22 protein-coding genes and 3 pseudogenes are annotated in these 23,336 nt (G+C 66.5%); 8 read left to right on the top strand and 17 right to left on the bottom strand.

Going from position 1 to position 23,336, the window contains the following annotated elements; all coding sequences use genetic code 11:
• Positions 1-199 precede the first annotated feature (199 nt).
• The 4 genes from AC5P9C_RS07495 to AC5P9C_RS07480 are packed head-to-tail and all read right to left on the bottom strand — an operon-like array spanning position 200 to position 4,121.
• A complete protein-coding gene (locus tag AC5P9C_RS07495) occupies positions 200-568 on the bottom strand; it encodes a DUF2894 domain-containing protein (RefSeq protein WP_049469554.1) in 369 nt (122 codons plus the stop codon).
• Positions 558-1,196: an OmpA family protein gene (locus AC5P9C_RS07490; protein WP_049469557.1), complete on the bottom strand. Its 639-nt coding sequence runs from the start codon at positions 1,194-1,196 to the stop codon at positions 558-560. The genes AC5P9C_RS07495 and AC5P9C_RS07490 overlap by 11 nt, the downstream gene beginning before the upstream one ends.
• Positions 1,193-3,457, bottom strand: a complete 2,265-nt coding sequence (locus AC5P9C_RS07485) for a DUF802 domain-containing protein (protein ID WP_343543240.1) — start codon at positions 3,455-3,457, stop codon at positions 1,193-1,195. Before AC5P9C_RS07485 ends, AC5P9C_RS07490 begins: the two co-directional genes overlap by 4 nt.
• Positions 3,458-3,467: 10 nt before the next feature.
• Complete coding sequence (locus tag AC5P9C_RS07480; protein WP_049469560.1) at positions 3,468-4,121, bottom strand: DUF3348 family protein; 654 nt, start codon at positions 4,119-4,121, stop codon at positions 3,468-3,470.
• Between the two features lie 145 nt (positions 4,122-4,266).
• Here AC5P9C_RS07480 and AC5P9C_RS07475 point away from each other — a divergent pair, with 145 nt between their 5' ends.
• Positions 4,267-5,190, top strand: coding sequence for a M14 family metallopeptidase (locus AC5P9C_RS07475; protein WP_057493268.1), 924 nt, complete (start codon positions 4,267-4,269; stop codon positions 5,188-5,190).
• Here AC5P9C_RS07475 and AC5P9C_RS07470 read toward each other — a convergent pair.
• From AC5P9C_RS07470 to AC5P9C_RS07445, 6 genes are all read right to left on the bottom strand, one after another.
• Positions 5,094-6,902, bottom strand: a complete 1,809-nt coding sequence (locus AC5P9C_RS07470) for a phosphoethanolamine transferase (RefSeq protein ID WP_414615020.1) — start codon at positions 6,900-6,902, stop codon at positions 5,094-5,096. The genes AC5P9C_RS07475 and AC5P9C_RS07470 overlap by 97 nt on opposite strands.
• Before the next feature lie 73 nt (positions 6,903-6,975).
• Entirely contained in the window at positions 6,976-7,362 is a 387-nt protein-coding gene (locus AC5P9C_RS07465) for a diacylglycerol kinase (RefSeq protein ID WP_049469570.1), read from the bottom strand.
• 57 nt (positions 7,363-7,419) lie between these two features.
• Positions 7,420-8,661: a sensor histidine kinase gene (locus AC5P9C_RS07460; protein WP_343543227.1), complete on the bottom strand. Its 1,242-nt coding sequence runs from the start codon at positions 8,659-8,661 to the stop codon at positions 7,420-7,422.
• Positions 8,658-9,332, bottom strand: coding sequence for a response regulator transcription factor (locus tag AC5P9C_RS07455; RefSeq protein ID WP_053463016.1), 675 nt, complete (start codon positions 9,330-9,332; stop codon positions 8,658-8,660). The genes AC5P9C_RS07460 and AC5P9C_RS07455 overlap by 4 nt, the downstream gene beginning before the upstream one ends.
• 100 nt (positions 9,333-9,432) lie before the next feature.
• Positions 9,433-9,963, bottom strand: coding sequence for a nuclear transport factor 2 family protein (locus AC5P9C_RS07450; RefSeq protein WP_343543229.1), 531 nt, complete (start codon positions 9,961-9,963; stop codon positions 9,433-9,435).
• A 35-nt stretch (positions 9,964-9,998) separates the two neighbouring features.
• Entirely contained in the window at positions 9,999-10,445 is a 447-nt protein-coding gene (locus AC5P9C_RS07445) for a YbbD-related protein (RefSeq protein WP_343543231.1), read from the bottom strand.
• A gap of 340 nt (positions 10,446-10,785) precedes the next feature.
• Between AC5P9C_RS07445 and AC5P9C_RS07440 the strand changes: the two genes are divergently transcribed.
• The gene (locus tag AC5P9C_RS07440) at positions 10,786-11,109 is read left to right on the top strand and encodes a hypothetical protein (protein WP_136092954.1); all 324 of its coding nucleotides are present in this window, start codon (positions 10,786-10,788) and stop codon (positions 11,107-11,109) included.
• Positions 11,110-11,126: 17 nt separating this feature from the next.
• Entirely contained in the window at positions 11,127-11,441 is a 315-nt protein-coding gene (locus AC5P9C_RS07435) for a hypothetical protein (RefSeq protein ID WP_049439423.1), read from the top strand.
• A gap of 49 nt (positions 11,442-11,490) precedes the next feature.
• Here the strand turns inward: AC5P9C_RS07435 and AC5P9C_RS07430 are convergent, their stop codons facing one another.
• The 5 genes from AC5P9C_RS07430 to AC5P9C_RS07410 form a co-directional block, all read right to left on the bottom strand.
• Positions 11,491-11,838 (bottom strand): RcnB family protein, encoded by a 348-nt coding sequence (locus AC5P9C_RS07430; RefSeq protein WP_019659905.1) that lies wholly within the window; start codon positions 11,836-11,838, stop codon positions 11,491-11,493.
• Between the two features lie 133 nt (positions 11,839-11,971).
• Entirely contained in the window at positions 11,972-13,408 is a 1,437-nt protein-coding gene (locus AC5P9C_RS07425) for an efflux transporter outer membrane subunit (RefSeq protein ID WP_343543170.1), read from the bottom strand.
• Positions 13,405-14,289, bottom strand: coding sequence for an HlyD family secretion protein (locus tag AC5P9C_RS07420; protein WP_197640332.1), 885 nt, complete (start codon positions 14,287-14,289; stop codon positions 13,405-13,407). Before AC5P9C_RS07420 ends, AC5P9C_RS07425 begins: the two co-directional genes overlap by 4 nt.
• Position 14,290: 1 nt before the next feature.
• Positions 14,291-14,500 (bottom strand): DUF1656 domain-containing protein, encoded by a 210-nt coding sequence (locus AC5P9C_RS07415; protein WP_343543172.1) that lies wholly within the window; start codon positions 14,498-14,500, stop codon positions 14,291-14,293.
• 4 nt (positions 14,501-14,504) lie between these two features.
• Positions 14,505-16,475 (bottom strand): FUSC family protein, encoded by a 1,971-nt coding sequence (locus AC5P9C_RS07410; protein ID WP_343543174.1) that lies wholly within the window; start codon positions 16,473-16,475, stop codon positions 14,505-14,507.
• Positions 16,476-16,545: 70 nt separating this feature from the next.
• Between AC5P9C_RS07410 and AC5P9C_RS07405 the strand changes: the two genes are divergently transcribed.
• Entirely contained in the window at positions 16,546-17,340 is a 795-nt protein-coding gene (locus AC5P9C_RS07405) for an AraC family transcriptional regulator (protein WP_164688966.1), read from the top strand.
• A 34-nt stretch (positions 17,341-17,374) separates the two neighbouring features.
• Here the strand turns inward: AC5P9C_RS07405 and AC5P9C_RS07400 are convergent.
• A pseudogene (locus tag AC5P9C_RS07400) lies at positions 17,375-17,866 on the bottom strand (alpha/beta fold hydrolase); the annotation flags it as partial.
• Here AC5P9C_RS07400 and AC5P9C_RS07395 point away from each other — a divergent pair.
• The 3 genes and pseudogenes from AC5P9C_RS07395 to AC5P9C_RS07385 form a co-directional block, all read left to right on the top strand.
• A pseudogene (locus tag AC5P9C_RS07395) lies at positions 17,845-18,831 on the top strand (RHS repeat-associated core domain-containing protein); the annotation flags it as partial. The pseudogenes AC5P9C_RS07400 and AC5P9C_RS07395 sit on opposite strands and share 22 nt — an antisense overlap.
• A gap of 387 nt (positions 18,832-19,218) precedes the next feature.
• The gene (locus tag AC5P9C_RS07390; protein WP_152983858.1) at positions 19,219-19,542 is read left to right on the top strand and encodes a hypothetical protein; all 324 of its coding nucleotides are present in this window, start codon (positions 19,219-19,221) and stop codon (positions 19,540-19,542) included.
• 1,375 nt (positions 19,543-20,917) lie between these two features.
• Positions 20,918-21,397: a hypothetical protein gene (locus tag AC5P9C_RS07385; protein ID WP_231353097.1), complete on the top strand. Its 480-nt coding sequence runs from the start codon at positions 20,918-20,920 to the stop codon at positions 21,395-21,397.
• A gap of 19 nt (positions 21,398-21,416) precedes the next feature.
• On the opposite strand, the pseudogene AC5P9C_RS07380 reads toward AC5P9C_RS07385, so the two are convergent.
• A pseudogene (locus AC5P9C_RS07380) lies at positions 21,417-21,789 on the bottom strand (hypothetical protein).
• Positions 21,790-22,355: 566 nt separating this feature from the next.
• Between AC5P9C_RS07380 and moaA the strand changes: the two are divergent.
• Positions 22,356-23,336: a GTP 3',8-cyclase MoaA gene (gene moaA, locus AC5P9C_RS07375; protein WP_343541646.1), complete on the top strand. Its 981-nt coding sequence runs from the start codon at positions 22,356-22,358 to the stop codon at positions 23,334-23,336.

Here is a 23,336-nt window from a genome sequence, read left to right as displayed (position 1 = left end):
TGCGCGCTTCGGCCGTGGTCGGCCTGGATGTGATGCCGGCCAGCGGCCGGCACTACCACAGCAGAACCGAAGCGCCGCGCAGATCGCGTTCCGGCGCACAGAGCATCCGCGATGGTAGTGCCGGCCGCTGGCCGGCAACCACATGACCCGCGCAGAGATGCGTGGCTGCCGGCCAGCGGCCGGCACTACCAGTGAATGTTCAGCGCGGCTTGCGTGTCCGTTTCGGCTTTGCGGTATCACCGCCGCTGGCGGCGCCATCCTGCAGTGCCTGCAGCCAGGACAACGTGTCCACGTAGTCGATGAAGTGGCGCAGGTAGCCGGGGCTGGTGGCCTGCATCGTATCCAGCATGCGCTGCACCAGCACCGCCGAGTTCAGCGGGCCGCCGTCGGCGGGGGCTTCGGTGCGCAGGGAGCGGCGCACCTGCAGTTCGCTGCGCAGCTCCGACCACTCGCGCTGCACCTGCTGCAGCATCGGCACCTGCGGGTAATGCGGCAGCGAGCGCGACCCCGCATCGAGATCACGCACCAGTGCGCGCAGGCCCTCCAGTGCTGGCGGCTTACTTGGCATCCGCGACCTTGGGCTTGGGAATCGGCGCGATCTCGACGCGACGGTTGCGCGCTCGGCCTTCCTCATTGGCATTGGAACTGACCGGCTGCTCGCTGCCGAATGCGGCGGCGAACACGGCGTCGGCCGGCACGCCATCGGCGATGAGCGTACGCGTCACGGTCAGCGATCGCTGCGCGGACAGCTCCCAGTTGTCGGCGAAACGACGATTGCCTTCGCGCACCGGCGCGTCATCGGTGAAGCCGCTGACCATCAGGATTTCCTCGCGGCTGCCCAGGTACGCGGCCAGCGGCGCGGCCAGGCTGCGCAGCAGCTCCTGGCCTTCGGGTTGCAGCTGGTCGGAGTTCAGCGCGAACAGCACGCTGCCGCTGATGCCGATGCGGCCATCCACCAGCGTCACGCGGCCGGCGGCCAGAGGTCCAGCCAGCGCCTGTTCCAGCGTCTGCAGGCGCTTGGCTTCGGCCTGGCGCTGTTTCACTTCCTGGTCCAGCCGCTGCGACAGCTCCAGCTGCACCGCGACCACGCCGACCAGGATCAGCACGAACGCGCCCAGCAGCACCGACATCAGGTCGCCGAAGGCGGCCCAGATCGGGGCATGCGAGCCGCCGTCGACCTCCAGCTCGTCGCTCATGCGCTGCCGGCCTTGCCGCGGCGCGCGGCCAGCTGCTGCAGTTCTTCCATTACCTGTTTCTGCGACAGCAGGCTGAGGTCGACCACTTCGCGCGCCTGCGCCACGTAGTAGGCCAGCTGTTCATCGCTGCGGGCCAGCGAGGCGTCCAGGGCGCCACCGATCTCTTCCAGGCGGCCGGACAACGCGGTGGCGGCGGCGCCGAACTGCTCGACCGCTTCACCGAAGGTGCCGGCCAGCTGGCCCACTTCGGCAGCGCTGCCGTTGAGCGCGGCGGCGATGCCGTCCAGCTTGCCGGTCTCGGCAGCGATATGGTCGGTGAAGCGGTTGCCGACGCGTTCCAGCAACTCGGCCGAGCCACCGACCAGCGCGTCCACGGCGGTGCGCTGTTCGTGCGAAGCATGGTTGACCGCATCGAGCAGCGTCTGCACGGTGGCCAGCAGGCGGCCGCGTTCTTCCAGCATTGCGTTGTCGCGCACCAGGCTCTCGGACAGCGTGCTGCGCAGCTCGTTGATGACATCGGCGGCAGCCTTCGGCGCGGCCGCGGCGGTCTGCAGGAGGGTAGACACCTCGGCCAGCGTGGCACTGGCCTGCGCGCGACCGTTCTCGCCGATCTGCTGTGCGGTGGCCGCCAGCGTGTTGCAGACCTGCTGCTGCTGCGCGGCCAGGCGTTCGCCGTTGGCCTGCAGGCGCGCGGCCATCTCGGTGGAAACATGCTGCAAGGTATCGCTCCAGCGCTGCAGGCGCTGTTCGTCGCTGGCCTGCAGTTGCGCCTGCAGGGTGGCGTGGGCCTGCTGCAGTTCGGCACTGACCGCATCCCAGCGTGCCTGGCGCTGCTGTTCGCGGCTGTCCAGGCTGGCCTGCAGCTCGGCGTGCGCGGTGGCGACGGCGGCCTGCGCGGCCTGCCACTCCCGCGAGCGTTGCTGCTCGTGGTCCTGCAGCAGGGACTGGCTGGCGCTGTGGTGCTGGGCCAGTGCCTGCAGCAACGCCTGCGCGTGCTCGTCCAGCTGCTGGCCGGCTGCGAGCAGCGCCTGCTGCTGGCGCTCGACCAGCGCGGCGTTCAGGGCCTGCTGCTGCTCGGCGGCGGCGCGCAAGGCCTCTGCATTGCCCTGTGCATCGGCCTGCAGGCGCTCGCCGATGCGCGCCACCAGCGCTTCGGCGTGCGTGCCCTGGCTCTCGCTGAAGGCTTGCAGGTGCTGGCGCAGTTCGCTGACCAGCGACTGCTGTGCCTGTGTCTGCTCGCCCAGGACCTTGGCCCAGCTGGACTCGGTTGCCATGCGGCTGCGCTCGAAGCCGTCGCTCAAGCCTGCCAGCTGCTGCTGCACGGCCCGCTCGACACGGGCGTGCAGTGCTTCGCCGTGCTCGGCCAGGCCGGCCAGCGTGGTTTCGGCCATCGGCTGCAGTGCGCCACCGATGGCAGCGGCACTGGCTTCAGCACCCTCGCGCAGCGACTGCTGCAGCGACAGGGCCAGGCGTTCCTGCAGGGCTTGGCTCTGGGCCAGGAATTCTGCCTGGCCGGCCAGCAGACGCTCATTGGCGGCCGCGCTGTGCTGTTCAAAGGTGCTGGTCATCGCCTGCAGACGGTCGACCAGGGCAGGCAGGGCGGTGGACTGTGCCTGCAGCAGGCGCAGCGATTCGGCGCGCTGCCAGGCCTGCGAATACGGGTGCAGGTCGCCAGCAATGGCGCGGTCCAGCTGCTGCACGGCCTGCAGGCGGTCGCGGCGCAGCAGGGCGGCCAACAGGCCGAGCATGGCCGAGCTGGCCACGCCCGCGATCGAGGTACCGAATGCCACCGCCAGGCCCTGCACCGGCGAGGCCAGCGAGCCGCGGATGGCGGCCATGTCGGTGGCGCTCTGCAGGGCCAGGCCGGTGCCACGCAGCGTGTCCATCATGCCCAGCAGGGTGCCGAGCATGCCCAGCAGCACCAGCAGGCCGACCAGGTAGGGGGTCAGCACCGGTGCGGGCAGAGCAGTGCGCTCGCCCTCCACGCGCAGGCGCACGGCGTTGCGCAGGCCCAGCGGCACGCGTTCCAGCCAGGCGGCAAGGCTCTCCTTCGCGCTGGACAGGTCGCTCAGTGCGCTGCGCAGGCCGTTGCTGGCCTGGCGGTAGCGGTACAGCTCCACGCCGCCGGCGATGTAGCAGGCCGCGATGATCGCTGCCACCGCTGCACCCAGCGGATGCACCGAAACGTAGCCGATGCCGATCCAGCACACGGCCAGCAGGCCGACAAGGAAAACAACGACATGGAAAGCAGTTCTGGACATGGTGTTCCGGTCAGTGGGAGCGCAGGGCGGCTTGCAGCCCTTCGATCGGGTGGAAGCGCAGCTGCAGCTCGGCAAGCAGCAGCGTGCGCATGTCATGGCGGAAGGCCGCGCGCCAGCCGGGCTGGCCGTGCACGCGGTCAAAACGGGCGCCGAGCACGGCCGGCGCCGTGGCCAGCAGGCTGTGCTCGCGCGGGGTGAGGGTCTGTTCCATCACCGCATCGACCTCGGCCAGCCGCGCCAGCTCGGGCGAAACCTGCACGAGCTGGTCGCGCAGGCGGCCGCGCAGGCGCCCGGTGGCGGTCTGGATGGCCTGCTGCAGCACCCGGTAGCGCTGGCGCAGCGAGGCAAAGTTGGGTGCAGCGGCGGCTTCGGCCAGGTCCAGCAGGCGCTCGGCCTCGGCATCCTCGCTGATCGAGGCCCGCAGGCTGGCGTGGGCGTGGGCGCAGTCGGCCAGCACATCGTCGACCGCTTCGCTGGCCTCGCCCGGCTCGGGCAGGCGTCCACCCAGCGCCCCGGACAGGGCCACGGCACGGCTCCAGTCCACCCACTGGCCGAGGCGATCGGTCAGGGCGGGACTGGTGGCCGGCATCGCGCCGTCGCTGAGACGGGCGAGCAGGCGGAGGAACTCCGGTCCACCCAGGACCGGCTGCGCTGCGTTCGCCATCAAGGGGTGAGGGGCCAAAAACCGTTGATTTTACAACCAGATGAACCCGGCTGGATGAAGGCGCGGCCGGGGCAGGGTACCCGCAGGCGCGACAGGGCTTAGAATGTCCGGCTGCACCCATCCCGTTCGACCCCTGGAGTACCCCATGACTGTTGCGCAGTTCTACCCGATCGGCACCCCCGGACAGCCCTGGGGCGACGCGGAACGCGCACAGTGGCGGGCGCGCCAGCAGCGCCAGCGCAGCTACCAGGAGGATGTGGTGGCGGCCCTTGAGCGGCTGGACGACAGCGTCTTCGACGTGATCCAGTACGGCCAGCTGGACTATGCGCCGGACCACTACCCACTGTTCGCGGTGGTCAACCATGACTGGAACCCGGCGCTGCCGACCGCGCTGATCACCGGCGGCGTGCACGGCTATGAGACCAGCGGCGTGCACGGTGCCCTGCAGTTCCTGGAACAGCAGGCCGAGCGCTACCTGGGCCGGCTGAACCTGATCGTGGCGCCGTGCGTCAGCCCATGGGGCTATGAGCGCATCCAGCGCTGGAACCCGGATGCGATCGACCCCAACCGCAGCTTCCGTGATGGCGGCCAGATCGAGGAAGCGGCCGCGCTGATGCGCTGGGTGGCCGAGCGCAAGCCGAACCTGCTGGTGCACCTGGACCTGCACGAGACCACCGACAGCGACCTGCACGAGTTCGATCCGGCCCGTTGCGCCCGCGACGGCAAGCCGTTCGAGCGCGACACCATTCCGGACGGCTTCTACGTGATCGGCAACAGTGAAGATCCGCAGGCCGAGTTCCAGAAGGCCCTGATCGCCGCGGTCGCCCCGGTCACCCATATCGCTCCGGCCGACGCCGAGGGCAACCTGGTCGGCCTGCCGTTGCAGTCGCCGGGCGTGGTCTGGGGCGAGTCGCGTTCGATCGGTGCCTGCGCCGGCTTCACCGATGCGCGCTTTGCCACCACCACCGAGGTCTACCCGGACAGCCCGCGCACCAACCCGCAGGAATGCAATGACGCCCAGGTGGCGGCGGTGTGCGCCGGCCTGGATTTCGCCCTGGCCGCACAGTAACGCGCCACGTTCCGGGCGGTGACCGGCATCAGCCGGTGCCGCTCGGCCGGCGCAGTGGCAAGTGGCGCGGCGGTCGTCGCCCGGCAGCCGGCGAACACATCGCGTTCGCGCTGGTATACGGCGCTGCTGACACCGAACAGGCCCAGCAGGGAATGGAACACGTTGTCATGGCTGTACGCGCGGTGCAGCGCATTCCCACGCAGGCAGGCCATGTCCAGGCCCGCGTTGCGGCTGAACTCCGTTGAGAACCACATCACCATCGGCACCTGAGTCTGTTCGCGCGGGGCGATGAAGTAAGGCGTGCCGTGCAGGTACATGCCGCGTTCGCCGAGCGACTCACCATGGTCGGAGACATAGATCAGCGCAACGTCGCGGTGGTCCGAATAGCCCCGCAGCAGGTCGATGGTCTCCGCCAGCACCCGGTCGGTATGCACCAGGGTGTTGTCATACGTGTTGACCAGTGCCTCGTTGCTGCAGTGCTGGATCTGGTTGCTGTCGCAGGTCGGGCTGAAGGCCCGCGACGCTGCGGGATACCGTTCAAAGTAGGTGGGCCCGTGGCTGCCAAGCTGATGCAGCACGACCAGGGCATCGCCGTTGATCGCGTCGACGCGTGCGCCGAGCTGATGCAGCAGTACGTCGTCGTAGCAGGTGCCGTCGGTGTTGACGCACTGGCCGGCCACCTTGAGTGCAGGCATGTCCTCGGTCGGTACGCGCTCGCACACGCCCTTGCAGCCGCCATTGTTGTTGTTGCGCCAGAGCACGCCGACGCCGGTACGCTGCAGGATGTCGAGCACGTTCTCCTCGGTCGCCGCGCGGACGTCGTCGTATTGCTGGCGGGTCATCTGCGAGAACATGCACGGCACCGAGATGGCCGTTGCGGTGCCACACGAGGAGACATCATTGAAGCTGATGACGCCGTCGCTGCGCGACAACCGCGGGTTGGTCGCGCGCGGGTAGCCGTTCAACTGGAAGTTCTGTGACCGTGCGGTTTCACCGACCACCATGACCACCAGCCTGGGCCGTGGCCCCGCGGTGCGCCGTGCGTCCGTGGCGATCCTGCGCAGCGGTTGCTGGCGGGTGCTGTAGCGGCTTTTCAGGTAGCCGTGGGTATGGCGCAGCACGTTCAATGGCAGCACCTGGTCGCGGATGTAGCGGTTGTTGCGCAGCAGGGAGGAATAGTCCTTGTAGAACGCAAATCCGATCACCAGCAGCACCACCAACGACGCCAGGACATTGGCCGGCCACACCAGCAGGGAACGCAGCGAGGCCGCTCGGCGCGTGGTGCGCAGCAGGACCAGCGCGGTGGCCGGCAGCACGCCCAGCGCCAGCAGCGTGAGCAGCAGCGGCAGCGAGAGATAGGCGTTCAGTTCGGCCTGATTGGTTTCGAACACGTTCTGCACCATGCTGCGGTCGATCAGCACGTTGTAGTGCAGCATGAAGTAGCTGCACGCGGCGCTGACGACGACCAGCACCACCAGCAGCGGCTTGCGCACGAAGGGGAGTGCCAGCAACGGCGTCAGCAGCAGGTTGAACAGGCAGAACAGCAGCGGCGGCAGGCTGGCCAGGAACAGCACGCTGCGCAGGCTGTTGAGGTCGATCAGCCCCCACAGCGTCTTCCAGAGGGCGATGTTTCCAATCGTGGCGAAGAACAGTGCGGCGGCCCAGACCAGAACGATCGGATGGGGCCGTGGGAAACGGAGGCATTGACGCACGAGCAGGTTCCGCGGAACAGGAGTGCGCGCAGTATCGAAACGGCCTTATCAGGAAGTTGTCAGGATTGCCGGGCTAGCCCAGCAGGATCACGCCCCACACCGCACCGACCATCAACAGCGCGGTGGTCTGCGCGGCGCTGCCCATGTCCTTGGCGTTCTTGGACAGCGGATGCTGCTCCAGCGAGATGCGATCAACCACGGCCTCAATCGCGGAATTCAGCAGTTCCACCAGCAGGCTGATGAAACAGACCGCGAGCACCAGCGCCCGCTCGACCGTGCTGATGTCCAGCACGAACGCGGCCGCCATCAGCAGTGCGTGCAGCAGCAACAACTGGCGGAATGCCGCCTCGCCGCGAAAGGTGGCGATGAAGCCATCGCGCGAATGGATGAGGGTGTGGAAGACGCGGCTCAGTCCGGTCTTGCCGTGCGGGTACTTGCCGCTGTCCTTGGGGTGCTGCATGCCGTATCCAGAGCGGGGAGCAACCCCGAGCATGTGCAGCCCGATGTCAGGAATCCGTCAGATGCGGGGGCAGGGCCAGCGCAGGGTGAAGCGGCACCCCTGCCCGGTGGATTCCACGGTCATCGTCCAGCCCAGATGCTCGACGATCCGCTGCACGATCGACAGCCCCAGCCCTTCGCCACTGTGCACGCCACTGGGCACGAAGCGCTGGAACTGCCGTGGATCGATGCTGGAGGGCAGGCCGGGCCCGGTGTCAGCGACGATGAGCGCGGTGTCGTGGAGGGTGATCCGCACTTCGCCGTTTTCGGTGTACTGGCAGGCGTTGCGCAGCAGATTCCACAGGATGCTGTGCGCCAGATCCGCGTTGGTGAACAGCACGGCGTCATGCCGGGCATCAAACGCAACGATCACGGGCTTGCCGGAAAGCCAGGGCTGGCAGCGCTCCATGCAGGCTTCGATCAACGGGCGCAGGGCCACTTCATTGCGCGGCACGGTGCCGGGGGCACGCGAGAGCAGCAGCAGGCAGGACAGCTGGCGCTGCATCTCCTGGGTGGTGCGCAGGATGCGCTCGGCGCTGGGAACCAGGTGGCTGTCGGGCGGCAACTGGCAGGCCAGTGTCTCGGCAGCACCACCGATGATGGCCAAGGGCGTGCGCAACTCGTGGCTGGCGTCGCCGCTGAAACACTGTTCGCGCTGCAGGAACCGTTCGAGCTCGTCACTATGGCGGGCAAAGGCGCGCGCGAGCACGCCGATCTCATCGCGTGCGTCCTGGTAGGGAAAGGGCTTGTGGCCGTCCTGCACCGCATCGGCCAATCGGGTGATGGGCGCGATGACGTGGGTCGCGACCTTGCGGCCGATCAGGAAGGCACCGAGCACGCAGATCGAAATGACCAGCGCGGCGAAGGCATTGATCAGATGTTCCAGATAGGCATAGTGCGCTGCGTCCTGCAGCAGGTAGTAGCGCTGGCCGCCGCTGTCGAAGACGCTCAGGTGCCACTCGTTGGGCGCCTCTTCGCCGTGATGGCCCGGGCCGTACTGGCGCAGCACAGCGGGCACGTCATCGGCATCGTACAACCGGGTCCCCGCTGGCAGGGCGGGGCGTTGGCCCCGGGCCAGCGCGGCCTGCAGCCGCTGCACTTCGCTGTGCTGGGTCCGCGCAACGACGGCGGCCCGGACCTGGTCGTAGTCGACCTGCTCGGCCAGCACGATGAACCCCATGGCACCGGCCATCAACAGCACGAACGAGATCGTGATGCGAGTGCGCAGGCTCAGGCGGCGGTAGAGGGACGCAGGGCTCACGCCTGCATGCGCCAGCCGACGCTGTGTACCGTGGTGATCAGCGCGGTGTCGAAGCTGCGGTCCACCAGCAGGCGCAGCTCATGGATGTGGGTTCGCAGCGCGCCGCTGTCCGGTGGTTCGTCGCCCCAGACCAGATACTCCATCTCCTGCTTGCGGACCACCGCGGGCGCCGCACGCACCAGGCACATCAGCAGCTTGTGCGACGTGGGCGTCAGCGCGATGCAACGGCCTTGCCGCCAGGCCTGTGGCGAGCGCGTGTCCACCTGCAGGTCCTTCCACGCCAGCACGCTGTCGACCTGGCGGCCCTGCGCGCGTCGTACCAGGGCCTTGATCCGCGCGTCCAGTTCCTTCAGCGAGCACGGCTTGACCAGGTAGTCATCCGCGCCCAGGGCGAGGCCCTGCACCCGGTCATCCACCGGGTCGCGCGCGGTCAGCATCAGGATCGGCACCGGGTTCTGGAACTCCTGGCGCAGCTTCTGGCACAGCGTCATGCCGTCCAGGCGCGGCAGCATCAGGTCCAGCAGGATGGCGTCGTAGTCGTGCTGCGTGGCCCGGCGCAGTCCGCTGGCGCCGTCGCGGGCGTCGTCCAGCACGTAGCCCAGCGGTTCAAAGAAGGCATACAGGTTGGCAACCAGCTCGGGGTTGTCTTCGATGATCAGCAGGCGGGTCATGGCATGCGTCCTTGCGCGTGGCCGAACTCTGCCCGATCACTGGCTGATTGCCAATGCGCTGGCTGAATGGATCGCAATCGGCGCTCGCCGCCATCCAGCTTTACTCGTCCGGACTGCGTGAATCGCGGATCGAATAGACCACCGAAAAGATCTTCCAGCCTTGTTCGGTGCGGATCAGCTGCCACATTTCCTTGCCCCAGTTGGTCTTCACCCCATCGTCGTGGAAGCTGTAGTCGAACGACACCGAGGCCACATCGCCATCCGTCTCGATCTTCGTGTTGGAGAATGTCTCTTCTTTCGGCTTCGGCGAGGCCACCGCCCCGTCGATCAGTGCAATGAAGTTATTGGCGGGAATCCGCCGTGCCTTGATCGCATCGGGCTTGGCCCTGCGGATGTCCTGCAGGCGCATATCCTCGGAAACGTACTGCCAGCCGATGTCTTCCGGTTTATCAGAGAAGAACAGGCTCATGTAGGTCGGCTTGTCCTTGTTGATCAGCGAGGTGCGGAAGGACTCGACCACCTGTTTGATCGCCTCGACGTCGGCAGGGGCGTCCTTTGCGGCGTAGGCCGGCAAGCACGCCGGGAGGAAGAGGGCGAGGGCAGCGAAGCGTGCTCGTGCGTTGGGCATCATGGGGTCCTGGGGAGGAATAGGGGGGCGCTGGCGCATCACCGCGCGTAGGTTCGCCAGAAGAGCACGTGGTCTTCGGTCCTGTTGATGGCGACGAAGACTGATTTTCCGGATTCGGGCGCGCAGCGAAAGACGCGGTACGACGACTTGAGCGTCCAGTCGCCCGGCCACCAGTATCGATCGAACGCAACAGGATCGCTGCTTCTGAATGTCGTTGCCTGGCAATCCGCAGGCAGCTGCAGTGATACCGCAGGGGGTTTGGTGAAGGCCAGCGCGCTGGTGTTCGAGTCGAGGTCATGTACCTCCCGCAGGTCGGTCGCCGCTTGCGGCACCCAGCCGGGAATCCGTCCCTTGTTCACCATGTCGGAATCGAGCGCCTCGCGAAGCGTGTCGAACGAACTGTCCATCACCAGGCCGCAGGCGCAGAGTACACTGCAGGGCGTCACGAAGATGGCGCGCCGGATCACTCCTCCAGGGCTGATCATCGTTGTCGTCCTCACCGGAGAGCATCCTGACCCGCTCTTCTGGCGCCAGACGCTTGAGCCGCTCTCGCAGTTCCAGTCGCAGGGCCGGTCGCTGGATTTGGCATGGCGCCGCCCTTGGGCCCGTACCGCTTCACGAACAGACCGTGCTCCTGCGTGATCCTGTCCTTCCGGCGCTTGCCTGCCATCGACGGGTGTCCCTGCGTTCATCCTGAATCATCGGTCGGCGCACGCTAGCACGGTTGCCGGGCGCTGCAACAGGTCCGCTTGTCGTTGGGGTTTGACGTCGAAGAGCGTCTGCGCGGATGATGCGCGGGCGCGCGGCGCAGGAGGGGATCTGTCAATGAGGACACTGATGTGGGGGCTGGTCGGGCTGTTCGTGGCGTACGTGGCCGGTTGCTCGGCGATCTCGGCGTGGCATTCCCACGCGCTTGCCTCGGTCCCGGTCGGGGCGAGCAGGGCCGAGGTACTGCGGGCGCTGGGGCACCCTGACGTGGTGGAGCACGCCGGTGCTCCCTTTACCCGCTATGCCAGCCGTGGATGCAGTGGTCGCTGTGCGCAGCGATGGTGGTATGAGAACCGGCTGCGCCTGGATACCCAAGCCTGGTCGGTAGAGCTGGATGCTTCCGATCGCGTGCTCGCAACGTCGCGCTGGACATCACCGTAGAAGACCGCGACGAGCGCATGCGTATCCATCGACCTTTCATCTTCATCGCAAGCCTGGCCCTGATGGCGTGGTGCGGGCTGATGGGCGTACTGGTGCTCATCCATGGCTTCAACGAGCACGGCCTGCGCTGCGGCAGGCTGTGCTCACTGGAGACCTCCATCCGCCTGCTCTTTGGTGATCGGGGATTCGAAATACTGGTGGCGATGGGGCTATTTGCCACGGCGCTGATGTGCGGGTATATCGCGCTGCGGGAGGGCCTGCATGGCGGGCCGCGAAGGCGGGCGGGGCGCCGTGGGCGCAGACACCGCCGACCGGGGCGGCCCCGGTCGTAAGGTGTCTGCACCGAGGCAGATCGCTCCGCGTGGGACGTTGCAGGTCGCTTCAACGATGCAGGGCGTCGACGATCAAGCCGGTGGCGATCTCCACCAACAGGTACTCGTTGTCGGACTGGCGCACCCAGCGCCGGTCGCGGCCCGGCTCGCGCAGGTGATAGCGGGCGTAATCGTCTACCCAGTAGCGGCGGTCCACTTCGGCCCAGGGCAGGCGCTCGCCACGACGCCAGGCCTTCTTCTGCCAACCCGGCGGCGGCGCATCGCGGTGGTGCGGGCCGCCTGCATGCGGCGGCGGGCCGTTGCCGCGGGCATGGTGCGGCGGATCGGCGAAGGCTGGCGCTACGGCGAGTGCTGCGGCCGAGCCCACGGCAATGGCAAGAAGACGTATGGATGTCATCGGGATGCCTCCGTCATGGCCGCGATATGCGGCGCTGTGAGCGCGAATATAGGGCAGGCTGTGTGAATGAATACGGGTGTGGACAGGGCTTTCATGAACAGATCGGGGGGCGGCTGCGGCTGCGAAGACGATCTCAGCGGGCCGCACCAACGGCGACGGCCCCTCCAGCCCAACCGCCCCCCAGTGACAGGAACACATCCATCTGACGGTCGACCCGCTGCGCGCGCGAGGCGGCCAGTGCGGACTCCGCATCTGCCAGCGCGGCCTGGGCCGAAAGCACGTCGAGGAAATCGATCCTGCCGTAACGGTACAGTTGCTGTGCCTGCCCGGCGGCCCGCTCTGCATCCCCACGCGCCTGCGCCAGGCTGCGCTCGCGTTCAAGCTCCTGCGTGCAGGCAGAAAGCGCGGTCTCGGTCTGGCGCAGGGCCTGCAGCACCACGCCGTCGAAAGAAGCAAGAGTGGCCTCTGCATTGGCGCCGGCCGCCGCGATGCGGGCCTTGGCCACGCGGCGGTTGGGCCAGTGCCATGACAGCAGTGGCCCGACGCTCACCCCGAAACCGTCGGCCGAAAGCAGCTGACGCCGCGTGCCCGCTGTACCCAGGGACCCGCCCAAGGTGACCCGCGGATAAAGGTCTGCGGTCTCTACGCCGATCATCGCCGTGGCCGCCCCAAGGCTGCGCTCGGCGGCACGTATGTCGGGGCGCCGCTGGAGCAGCTGCCAGCCGTCACCGACCGGCAGCGCCTGCTCCAGCTCAGGGGGCTGGGGGCAGGCTTCCGCCTCCCTGGGATAGTCTGCCGGGACCCTGCCCATCAGTGCGGCCAGCTCGAACAGTGCGGCCTGGCGCTCCGCCAGCAGGTGCGGTACCGCCGCCGCGCTGCGGTTGACCGCGGCGCCGGCACGGCTGACATCGAAGTCCGTTCCACGCCCGCCTGCAGCCAGGCGACGGGTTGCCTCCAGCGTGGCGTGCTGTATCGCCAGCACCTGTCGGGTTGCAGTGAGCGTGTGATTGCGGGTGCACACCTGGAGATAGGCCCGGGTGACGGCCGCAGCGACGACCACGCGGACCTGGTCCCGTGCCGCAGCGACGGCCTCCGCGTCCGCGTTGGCGGCTTCGATGCCGCGTCGGATGCCACCTGCAAGATCCAGTGGATAGGAGAGGTGAAGGCCCAGCGCATACGACTGCGGCGCGGCCGACGCCTGGGTGTAGCCACCGGCATGGGTGAGCGTGCCCGATGCATCCACGTCGGCTTGCACGGCCCCGCGCGCGCGGTACTCCAGCACGGTGGCGCTGGCGCGCCGGAGGTTGGCCTCGGCGGCGCGCAGATCGGTATTGGCTGCCAGTGCTTCGCGTACGTAGGCGTCAAGCTGGGGGTCGCCATACAGTTGCCACCACCGATCCGGTGGCACGTCGCGGCTGAACGATGCGTCCTGGCCCGAGATGAACGCCCGCGCCGCCTGGGGGGAGGCCGCGATGGCATTCGCAGGCAGCTGATAGTCGGGGCCGGACACGCAGGCCGTCAGGGGCAGCAGCAGGGCAAGCAGCCCACCACGTACTGTTCGCACGCTCACTTGCAGGCTCCCTGTGCCGAGGGCGTGATGGTGACACTCGCGGTGCGACCCACGATCAGGCGGGTATCCGCCGGCGCATCGTCGATACGGATGCGTACCGGGATGCGCTGGGCCAGCCTCACCCAGGTATAGGTCGGTGCCACGGCAGGCAGCAGGTTGTGCGTGCTCGAGCGCTGATCGTCGGCAATGCCGGCGGCGATGGTCTCCACGTGTCCGCGGACATCGCGGGCGTCGCCCATCAGCCGCGCTACCGCGGCATCGCCCTCGGTGATGCAGCCCAGCTTGGTTTCCTCGAAGTAGCCCTCGATACGCAGGCTGCCGGTGTCGATCAGCGCCAGCGCCTGCGCGCCTGGCTGCAGGTAGTCGCCGGCATGCAGGTCCAGGTTGGTGACGATGCCATCGGTACTCGCGCGTACCTCGGTGCGTTGCACGTTGAGCTGGGCAACGCGCTGTTCGGCCCGTGCCTGCGCCAGGGCGGCCAGCTCGGTATCGACCTTGGCCGCATTGCGTTCGCGTGTTTCCGAGGCGACCAGGTTGCCCAGTGCGTTGTCCCGCGTCGATTCGCGGCGGGCCAGCGCCAGCGTGGCGCGTGCGCTGCTGACCGCTGCGTCGGCCTTCTCAAGTGCGGCAGCGAAGCGCGGTTGATCCAGCACCAGCAGCAGTTGTCCGGCGCTGACCCGCTGGTTGTCGTGCACCCGCACCTGGGTCACCAGCCCCCCCATGTCTGATGCAACGCGCACCACATCGGCGCGCACCCGCCCGTCCCGCGTCCACGGGCGCATTTCGTAACGACTCCAGAGGGAAAGCGCGGCGACGGCAGCAAGTGCGCACACGCCCAGTGTGGCGCTCCAGCGCCCGATGACAGCAAGCAGGTGTTTCATTTCATTTCTCGAGCAGGGGCGCGAGCCGGATCATCAGCTCCGCCAGGATCACGACCAGGGACAGGCCCACCAGAGGCCGCGCGGCGAACCACCGGTACAGGCCCAGGCTGGCGAGCAGACGTGAGGTCAGCACCGACAGCACCAGCGCGGCCACCGCCACGGCGAGCAGTGCTGGAATGAGCACCCCATCAATGGAAAGATCAGGAAGCATGAGGTCAGTGCCGATGGGTGAGCGCGGGTACCAGCAGGTCGCGGCGCAGGCTGCAGAGCAGATGCAACAGGTGATCCCGATCAGCCCCGCTGCGGGCCGTCGCGGCCTCGTGCATGCGGTCCAGCAGTTCCAGAAGTTGGATGTCGACACTGCGTGCCGAGTGGGCGCGTACGCTGAAATGTGCAGCGATGCGTTCGACCAGTGCCGCATGAAGCGCCCGGACCTGCGGGTTGTCCTGGCACTTGTCCAGTGCGCGGAGTTGGTTGGATGCACGTACCGCGCGCACGTCCGCAAACAATGCCCGCAGGTCGTCTGCGGCACTGGAACCGCCCCGCAACCGGGGAGCGAGCTGCCCGATTCGATCCAGCATGCGGCTGAGCCAGGCCCGGGCCACGCCGCCTTGTCCGGCGGCGTGTCGTGCGATGTCCCGACGGATCGAACGCTCCAGCCGAGCGCGGTTGCGGCCCGCATCGGCGGTCTGGAACAACTGCATGCTGCACAATGCCACCGTCGTACCGATGAACAACGCAACGCTGTTGTTGAGTGCGCCGACGACGTTGACCGTATTGGTCGCACCCAGGCCGGCGATGAGCGGAAACGTCAGCACCACGCCCAAGGCGGCCATGATGAAGGGTGGTCGGGCCAGGAACGATCCGCACAGCAGCAGCACCGGCGCGAGCGCGGCAATCAGGCCGGTGATATCGGACAACGCGGGGAAGATCAGCAGACCGTAGAGCAGGCCGACGGCAACGCCGATCGACGACCCCACCAGATAGCGCATGACATGCGGCGCAGGCGCTTCGATCGTGCCGAACAGCACGCACGCCGTGCCGATGATGGACACCGCCGTGGCGCCCTCCGACCAGCCGGTAACGATCCACAGAACGCAGCTCAGCAGGATGCCGACGAACGCGCCCAGCGCGCTGCGCAGGGCAAGCCGATGATCCCGGTGAAGTACCGCACCCTGCGCATGTCGGGCAAGGCGGGCAGGTACATGCCGGCGCCAGTCGGGGCGGGCAGCGCATAGTTGTGCCTGCAGCACGCGGCAGTCGGCGTGGGCGAGGTCGAGCTCGGCCTGTTGCGCGGCGAGGCCGGTCTGCATCAGCTCGCGCCAGCCAGGCGAATCCATGGCGCTGGCCTGTGATGAGCGCAGCCGTGCGAGGGAATCTTCCACCGCGCTGGAGAGCATCAGTACATCCAGCATCCGGTCATGCAGAGCACGCAGGATCTGCACCTGGGCCACGCCGTGGGCGCTGTCGAAGGGCAGGTGGATCGACAGCACATGCAGCTCGAGCAGGTCGGCGGCCACTTTCGAGCGGTCCGTCGCCAGCACCGTGTCCGATGCACCGGCGCGCATGTCGCGTGTCCATCGTTCCGCGTCATCCAGCACGGCAGCAACCCGCGCGTGCACGCGCATCGAGACCCGGCGCGGCAGCACCAGCCCATGTACCAGCGTAGCCGCCAGGATGCCGATGGCGATTTCCTGCACCCGCGTGATGGCGATGGTGAACACGTCTGCCGGCACCATCACCGCAGGAAACCCGATCAGGCTGGTGGTATAGCCGGCCAGCAGGAACGCGTACGCACGTGGCGTGCGGTCGAGCATCGCCAGGTACAGGCACAGCGCCATCCAGGTCGCAAGCGCGGCGCTCAGCACCAGGGGTGCATTGGCGAAACGTGGCACCAGCACGACGGTGGCGACGGCCCCGCCCACGGTACCGAGCAGGCGGAACAGGCCGCGGCTGAGTGTTGCCCCGGACAGCGGTTGCGACACCAGATAGACCGTCCCGATCACCCAGAACGGGCGATTCAGGCCGATTCGCAAGGAGACATACAGCCCCAGCGACGCGGCGAGCAGGCATTTGAGCGAGAAAAGCACCGCCTCCTGGTCGGTCCGGAGGGCAGGGCTTTTCAATCGGGCGAATGCCTGGAACAGGTGGGGAAGGAAAGGTGTGGGGAGGTGCATGCGGCTCATGCTAGTGATCGGCCGCACTGGCGAATTTCGCTACAATGACAATCAATCGCTAAAACCGGTCAATGTGAGAATGGCTCGCATTTCGCTCCCCGGCTTTGACCTGGACCCGGACGAGACCGATCGCCCGGCGGTTGCCAGCCGCCTGCAGGTGGCCGAGCACGACGCGGAAATTCCGGTGCATGAGCATCGAAAGGGCCAGCTCATTCTTGCGCTGCATGGGGCGGTGACCTGCGAAGTGGCCAACGCGCTGTGGATCGTGCCGCCCCAGTGTGGCGTCTGGATTCCGGGCGGCATGCCGCACAGCAACCGCGCCACCGCCAACGCGCGCCTGTGCTACCTGTTCGTCGAGCCCGGCATCGTCGACCTGGCAGCGCAGTGCGTGACACTGGCGATCTCCCCGATGCTGCGCGAGATGATCCTGCACCTGGCCGACGCGCCGCTGGACTATCCGCATGGCAGCCACACCGACCGGCTGGCGCGGGTGCTGCTGGACGAACTGGTGCAGATGCCGGCCGAGCATCTGTCGCTGCCGGTCAGCCATCACCCGAAGGTGCGTGCGCTGGCGGCGGCGCTGTCGGCGGATCCGGCAGACCGCAGCACCATCGGCCAGTGGGCAGTGCGCTTGGCCCTGGGCGAGCGCACGTTGACCCGGCTCATCGAACGGGAAACGGGCTTGTCCTTCGGGCGCTGGCGACAGCAGCTGCATCTGCTCATCGCCATTCGTGAACTCGCCGGTGGTGCACCCGTGCAACGCGTTTCCGAGACGCTGGGCTATGAGTCGGTGACGGCCTTCATCACCATGTTCAAGAAGGCGCTTGGCCTTTCCCCGACGCGCTATTTTGCGGTGCGCCTGCGGGGGCAGTAGCCGGGACAACCCGGAAGGCCGTTGCCTGGAACGGCTACTTCAAGGTGCCGGAGACGGATTGAATCGCGGCCACCACCGCAGCAGGATCCTCGCGCTGGAGGGTGTGCCCGGTCGCCAGGTAGCGATGCGTGCCGCGCGTGAACCCCGAGAAGAGCAGGACGTGCTGTGCCTTCCAGAGCGCCTTGCCCCCTGCGGTTTCCTCGAAGAACAGCGGCTCGGCAGCCAGCCGCGTTGCAGTCAGCAGCGCCACCGGTACGTCCGGCATCGTGCGCGGGGTTTCCGCACCGGGTGCATCCAGTTGTTCGGTCAGCACGGCGTAATCGGCGGCCATGGCCGGCGGCAGCATTGCCCGCAGCTGGGCATCGTCTGCCTGCACGCGGGCACTGTCGGCCTGCTTGAACGCATGGCGCTGACCCATCGTGGCCGGGTCCACCAGCACCAGGCCCTGCAGGCGCTCCGGATGGCGGCGTGCAAACTCCGTGGCCAGCAGGCCGCCATAGGAATGACGGCCGCCAGCTGCAGCGTCCGCTGGATCTGGATTACCGCCCGCAGGCGGTGCATGACCCGGCCGCCGGTGGCCTGTCGCTGGGCTATGGCTACGATCCCGTCGGTTCGATCACCGAGCTGAAGAACGGCACAGGCTCGACGGTGCTGGCCAAGTACGCCTATGACGCGCTGGGTCGCCTGACCCAGACCCAGGACGGCACGACCGGCACCCCGATCGAAACCTATACCTATGACGCCACCGGCAATCGCACCGCGCTGACCACCTCGGCAGGCACCGCCAGCTACACTTATCCCGCAACCAGCCATCGCCTGACTGCTGTGGATGGCGAGGCACGCAGCCATGACGCAGTGGGCAATACCACCAGTATTGGCAGCAAGGCGTTCACCTACAACGATGCCAACCGCATGAACGCGGTGAAGCAGGGTAACGCCACACTGGAGAGCTACGTTTACAACCACCGCGGCGAGCGCGTGCTGCGTACCCCGGCCGGTGGCGCGGCTCAGATCACCCTGTATGACGAGGCGGGGCAATGGCTGGGCAACTACTCGGCCACGGGCCAGGCGCAGCAGCAGGCCATCTGGTTGGACAACTATCCGGTGGCGCTGCTCAATGTGCCGGTTACCGGCGTGCCGGCACTGGCCTACGTGCAGCCGGATCATCTGGGTACGCCGCGCGTGGTGATCGATCCGGTGCGTGATGTGGCGATCTGGGAGTGGAGCAACAAGAGCGAGGTATTCGGCAACCAGATTCCGAGTGCTGATCCGGATGGCGATGGTGTGGCATTCGAGCTGGCACTGCGCTTCCCGGGCCAGCAGGCGACGGATGCGAGTGGGTTGTTCTACAACTACCAGCGCGAGTACGACCCGGCGGTGGGGCGGTACTCGCAGAGTGATCCAATCGGGCTGGAAGGTGGAGTAAACACCTATGCCTATGTTGGATCCATGCCGATTGCCCTAAATGATCCGCATGGGCTTCAGGCAACCTTCGCCGATTGCGTTTCGGAGAGGCGATGGGACTGGGGCAAGCTTGGCGCTAGCGGGCCGGAGAGTACGTCGACAACTGGTGAAGTCGCATCCGGCGCACAGGTGGCAAATGCTGCTGCCAATTCTGCAGTTGGAAGCACTGGCTCGGGCATCAGCGCTGCTCCCCATGCCACGACGTGGCAGCATGCTGCGGGTTCCCAAGCCGGGCAGGCGATGCAGCGGGCGGCAAACGGACGCCGATTCGGTCCAGTTCAAGCGTCGTGGAGTTCGGCAGGCAGACTTTTGGGGCGCGTGGCTGTGGTGACGACTGTATGGGAGGGGTTCTGGGATATCGGCTCCATGGTCTATTGTGGCTGCAGCGCAGGCGGTGGATAGAGGCGAATGGAAATGAAAGACAAACTGAGAGAAAGAGAGGCGCTGTCGCCAACTGGCTTCTATGACCGATACTATGCGGAGAGTGGCCTGGACCGGGAAACCGTAGTGGAGCTGCTGGAGCATGTTGCAGGCGAGCTTCGTTTGCCCTCCGGGAAGCTCCGTCCTGGAGATCGATTTTCGAAGGAACTGTCGCCCGGTGAAGCTCATGGTTGGGACTCGGGGTATGGGGTGTTGATATTCGAGCTTCAATCGCTCGCAAAAAAACGTGGTATTGCAGTCGATCGCCGGGTGGATTCGCTCGACGACTACATTCGTATCATGGCGGGTCTCTATTGATCAGGTTGATGCGTCCCTGACCGGCTATCGGCGTGAGATGTCGCAGTGCGTACTGAGGATTCGGGGATGCCAAGGGTGGGGTGTGTCGCCGCTGTCGTTGGCGGCCTGGTTCTGGCCGGCTGTGCAACATTGGGTGGCGATATGATCGTGCGCGTCTCGGGAAGCGTGCCGCCAGGTCAGGGTGACGTTCGCGCTCTCAATTGTGAGCTGAGCATGCTTGGGGAGGGCGAAGGTGTAGTTTCGTCGAAACCGGTTGGAAGCACATTCTCGGTCCCCATGATGGTCGTTGCAGGGCCGGAACCCAGAAGCTACCAATTCGCCGTCGAATGCAGGGATGGCCGGAGGTTCGCATCCAAGCCGGTGCAGATCAGTAGTCGGCGGTCCTATGCCCGGGATCTCAATCTTGGGGAGCTTCAGGAGCGGTGACCGGCGAGCGTCCTCGCGCATCCCAGATGCTCTGATGGGCAATCTAGTCCATGAGATTCATTTACGTGTTGCTCTTCATCCTTCTCACGGGTGCGGCGCTATTTTCATTTCGCAAACTCCAACGAGGCGAGCTGGGTGAGAAGCCGGTTTATGCAGCTTTGCAAAGCGCCGAGCTGGAGTACAGACGCCAGCCGGTTGGCGACCTGATCTATGAAGAAGGGGGCGGGCATCTGCTCGCCGGGTTCTCTATAGACGCGCAAGCGAGGGTTTGGGTTGCGTTGGACACAGTGAGGGACAATGGGGATCTGTTTGTCGTCCCTATGCACGGGGAACAGAGGATCTCTTGTCAACTCGTCGATCAGCTGGTGTCGGCCAATGTCGGATCAGCTCATGCTAGGCACGCTTTGAAGGCGTCTTGCGTGAAGTAGGGCGTTGCGAGGCTGAAGAAATTCCCCGTACACGCTGCAGCAATGATGGCGGCGGGGATTCGTTCGTTCCGTTGTATGGGTTTGAGGGATTCCAGTAGATGAAAGATCTCAACGCGCTCGAATGGTGTGGCGCCACGGGTGCTCAGCGCTCATGAACTTCGGCGTACTCGGCGAGGAGGGAATAGAGTTCGCCAGGGTCGAGGACGACGAACCAGGGCTTACTCATCTTCTTGATCGTTGGAAGGCGGTCGGCTATCCGCTGTCCGGTCTGAAGTGTTTCCGTATCGAGACCAGCTCGACCGGAAGCGTCATTCTCATCTACGCCAAGTCATGGCGGATCGAGCATCTGCCGATGGCGGACACAGTGAAGGACATCAGATGCCCAGATTCCTCAGCCCGGACGAGGTTTTCCTCACCAGTAGGTTGCCGCCTCAAACGACAGAGCCGTCCTGCGTGCTTGGGTTCGTGACCCTTGGTCCCACGGTGCCGTTGGCCGCCACACTCTGCATACTTGGGCCTCGATGATGGTGAAGCTCCTGACAGCACTACTTCTGATTGGGGCGGGACTTGGATTCTCTGGCGGCGCATGGGCTCTAGGGAAGCGACCCTTCAAAATGATCCAGTTCTGCGTACATGACCAAGAGGGCGTGAATCGGTTCAAGCAGACCCTCAGCTCTATCGCCAAGGACGAAGGAATGCAGTTCTTCGATGGCAGCGCTGAATTGGATCGCCAGCTTGCCAGGGCAAAGGTGGACGTGAAACGCCCTGTCGTCTACATCGGAGTGAAGCGGGAAGATGGCTCGGGACTGGAGGCGGGGAACCTCGGATTGGATCGCTTCGAGATAGCTATTGGCTTCTCTGAAGGGAAGATGCCCGCCGAGGCATGGTCATTCTCTTTCCGCGTCGAACGCGCTTTGGCAGATCGCTGGAATGTACACGCGGTTCCCCCGGACAAGGGGGCTGCGCCGACGGCGTGTCGGGCGGGAGGCGATCCTCGCTGAAGTCCGTTGCACATGGCATTCACCCTTCGGGCTGCAACCGCCCTACCGCCTGGGCGCACAACGACTGGCAGGCCATGACCAACCCCCATCACGCGGTCGCCCACGTACTGCCCGGGTTCGCCGTTCTGACGGGTGCGTTCGGCCGCCAACAGCATTTCCAGCACCACCCGCAATCCATTCAACGCGCAATCGGCATCGGCCAGGGCCAGGCAGCGACCGGGCAGCTGATGCCGCTCCGGCCAGGGTTGTCCGTCGGCCGCCGCACCGGAGCCGATGCGGTTGAGATTGGCAATGAAGGTGTTCCTGTCCACAGCAGGCGCAGCCGGTGGCGAACCGTCGTCGCCGGCGGTGTTGCGATAAGCGTGCAGATGCGGGAAGTCCGATTCGTTCATGGCAAGGCTCCGTGCAGGGCAATCGGTAGCCGCCACCCATAAAAGTGGCGGACGGTACGTGGTTCGAACACCGGGTTGATGTCAGTCCGGCGGGCCCGAAGGCCCCCACGCACCGCCCGCCATAGCCGGCAGACGGATTGCCAGCCGGCGCCACGCTAGGGTGGCGCCGGCTGGCAAGCGCATACATCAACATCAACTCGGGTGTTCGAAGCCCGGCCACCCTTTTCCGGTGGCACGCCATCTGAGCCCCTGGCGCTGTGCAATGCCAATCAGAAGAGTTGCAAACATCACTCGATTGGAGACGCTGTTGACATTGTCCTACGCTGTTAAGCCCCGCCAGTGCTGGCTGGCGTAGTGATCCGTCCGCAACGTGCAATCTGCGACAGGGGTCGAGGTTGTCACGGCGAACGGGCCGGGCGGGGAGGGCCTATCACGACAGGCAGTGCCAATTCAGGCTGCGTGGCTCACGGGTTGACGCTTTCAACGCCCCAGCGCACTCTGCGGGTTGGGGACGACAACCCGTTCAGGGGCAGGGCTGCAGGGTGGTACCAGGAGGCGGAACAGCCATGAGCCAACTCACCGACAGCTTCGGACGCAGCTTTCCGTACCTGCGCTTGTCGCTCACCGAAGCCTGCAACTTCCGGTGCAGCTACTGCCTGCCCGACGGTTACCAGGCCGATGGCCACCCGCGCTTCCTGCAGGTGGATGAAATCGCGCGCCTGGTGCGGGCCTTTGCCGCGCTGGGGATGAGCAAGATCCGCCTGACCGGTGGCGAGCCCAGCCTGCGCAAGGATCTGGACGAGATCATCGCCACCGTGGCGGCGGTGCCGGGCATCCGAAAGGTGGCCATCACCACCAATGGCACGCTGCTGCCGCGGCGCCTGCCCGGCTGGCACCGGGCCGGCCTGACCGCGCTGAACGTCAGCATGGACAGCCTGCAACGCGAGCGTTTCCACACCATCACCGGGCACGACCGCCTGCCGGAGATCCAGCAGGGCCTGGCCCTGGCGCAGGCGTTGGGCCTGCCGGCGATCAAGCTCAACGCGGTGCTGCTGCGTGGCCTGAACGACGACGAGCTGCCGCAGTGGATGGACTACCTGCGTGACCGCCCCTTCAGCGTGCGCTTCATCGAGCTTATGCGCACCGGCGACAACGAAGCCTATTTCCAGCGCCACCACCTGCGCGCCGACGTGGTGATCGAGCAGTTGGTCGCCGCGGGCTGGCACGAGCGACCGCGCGCGGCCGATGCCGGACCGGCGCGCGAGTTCGGCCACCCCGACCATCGCGGCAGCATCGGCATCATCGCCCCGTATTCGCGTGACTTCTGCAAGGGCTGCAACCGCCTGCGGGTGACCGCCAAGGGCGACCTGCGGCTGTGCCTGTTCGGCGAGTTCGGCGTGCCGCTGCGCCCGCTGCTGCAGCGCGACGATGACCACCACGCGCTGCTGGCACGTATCACCACCCAGCTTGGCCTGAAAGCGGCCGGGCATGGACTGCACCAGGGCCAGACCGGGCTGACCCCGCACCTGGCCTCCATCGGAGGATGA

This window comes from Stenotrophomonas sp. YJH_SMC_10, from assembly GCF_059371555.1.
Note: the sequence above shows the minus strand (reverse complement) of the source record. Positions and strands in the feature narration are given on the sequence as shown.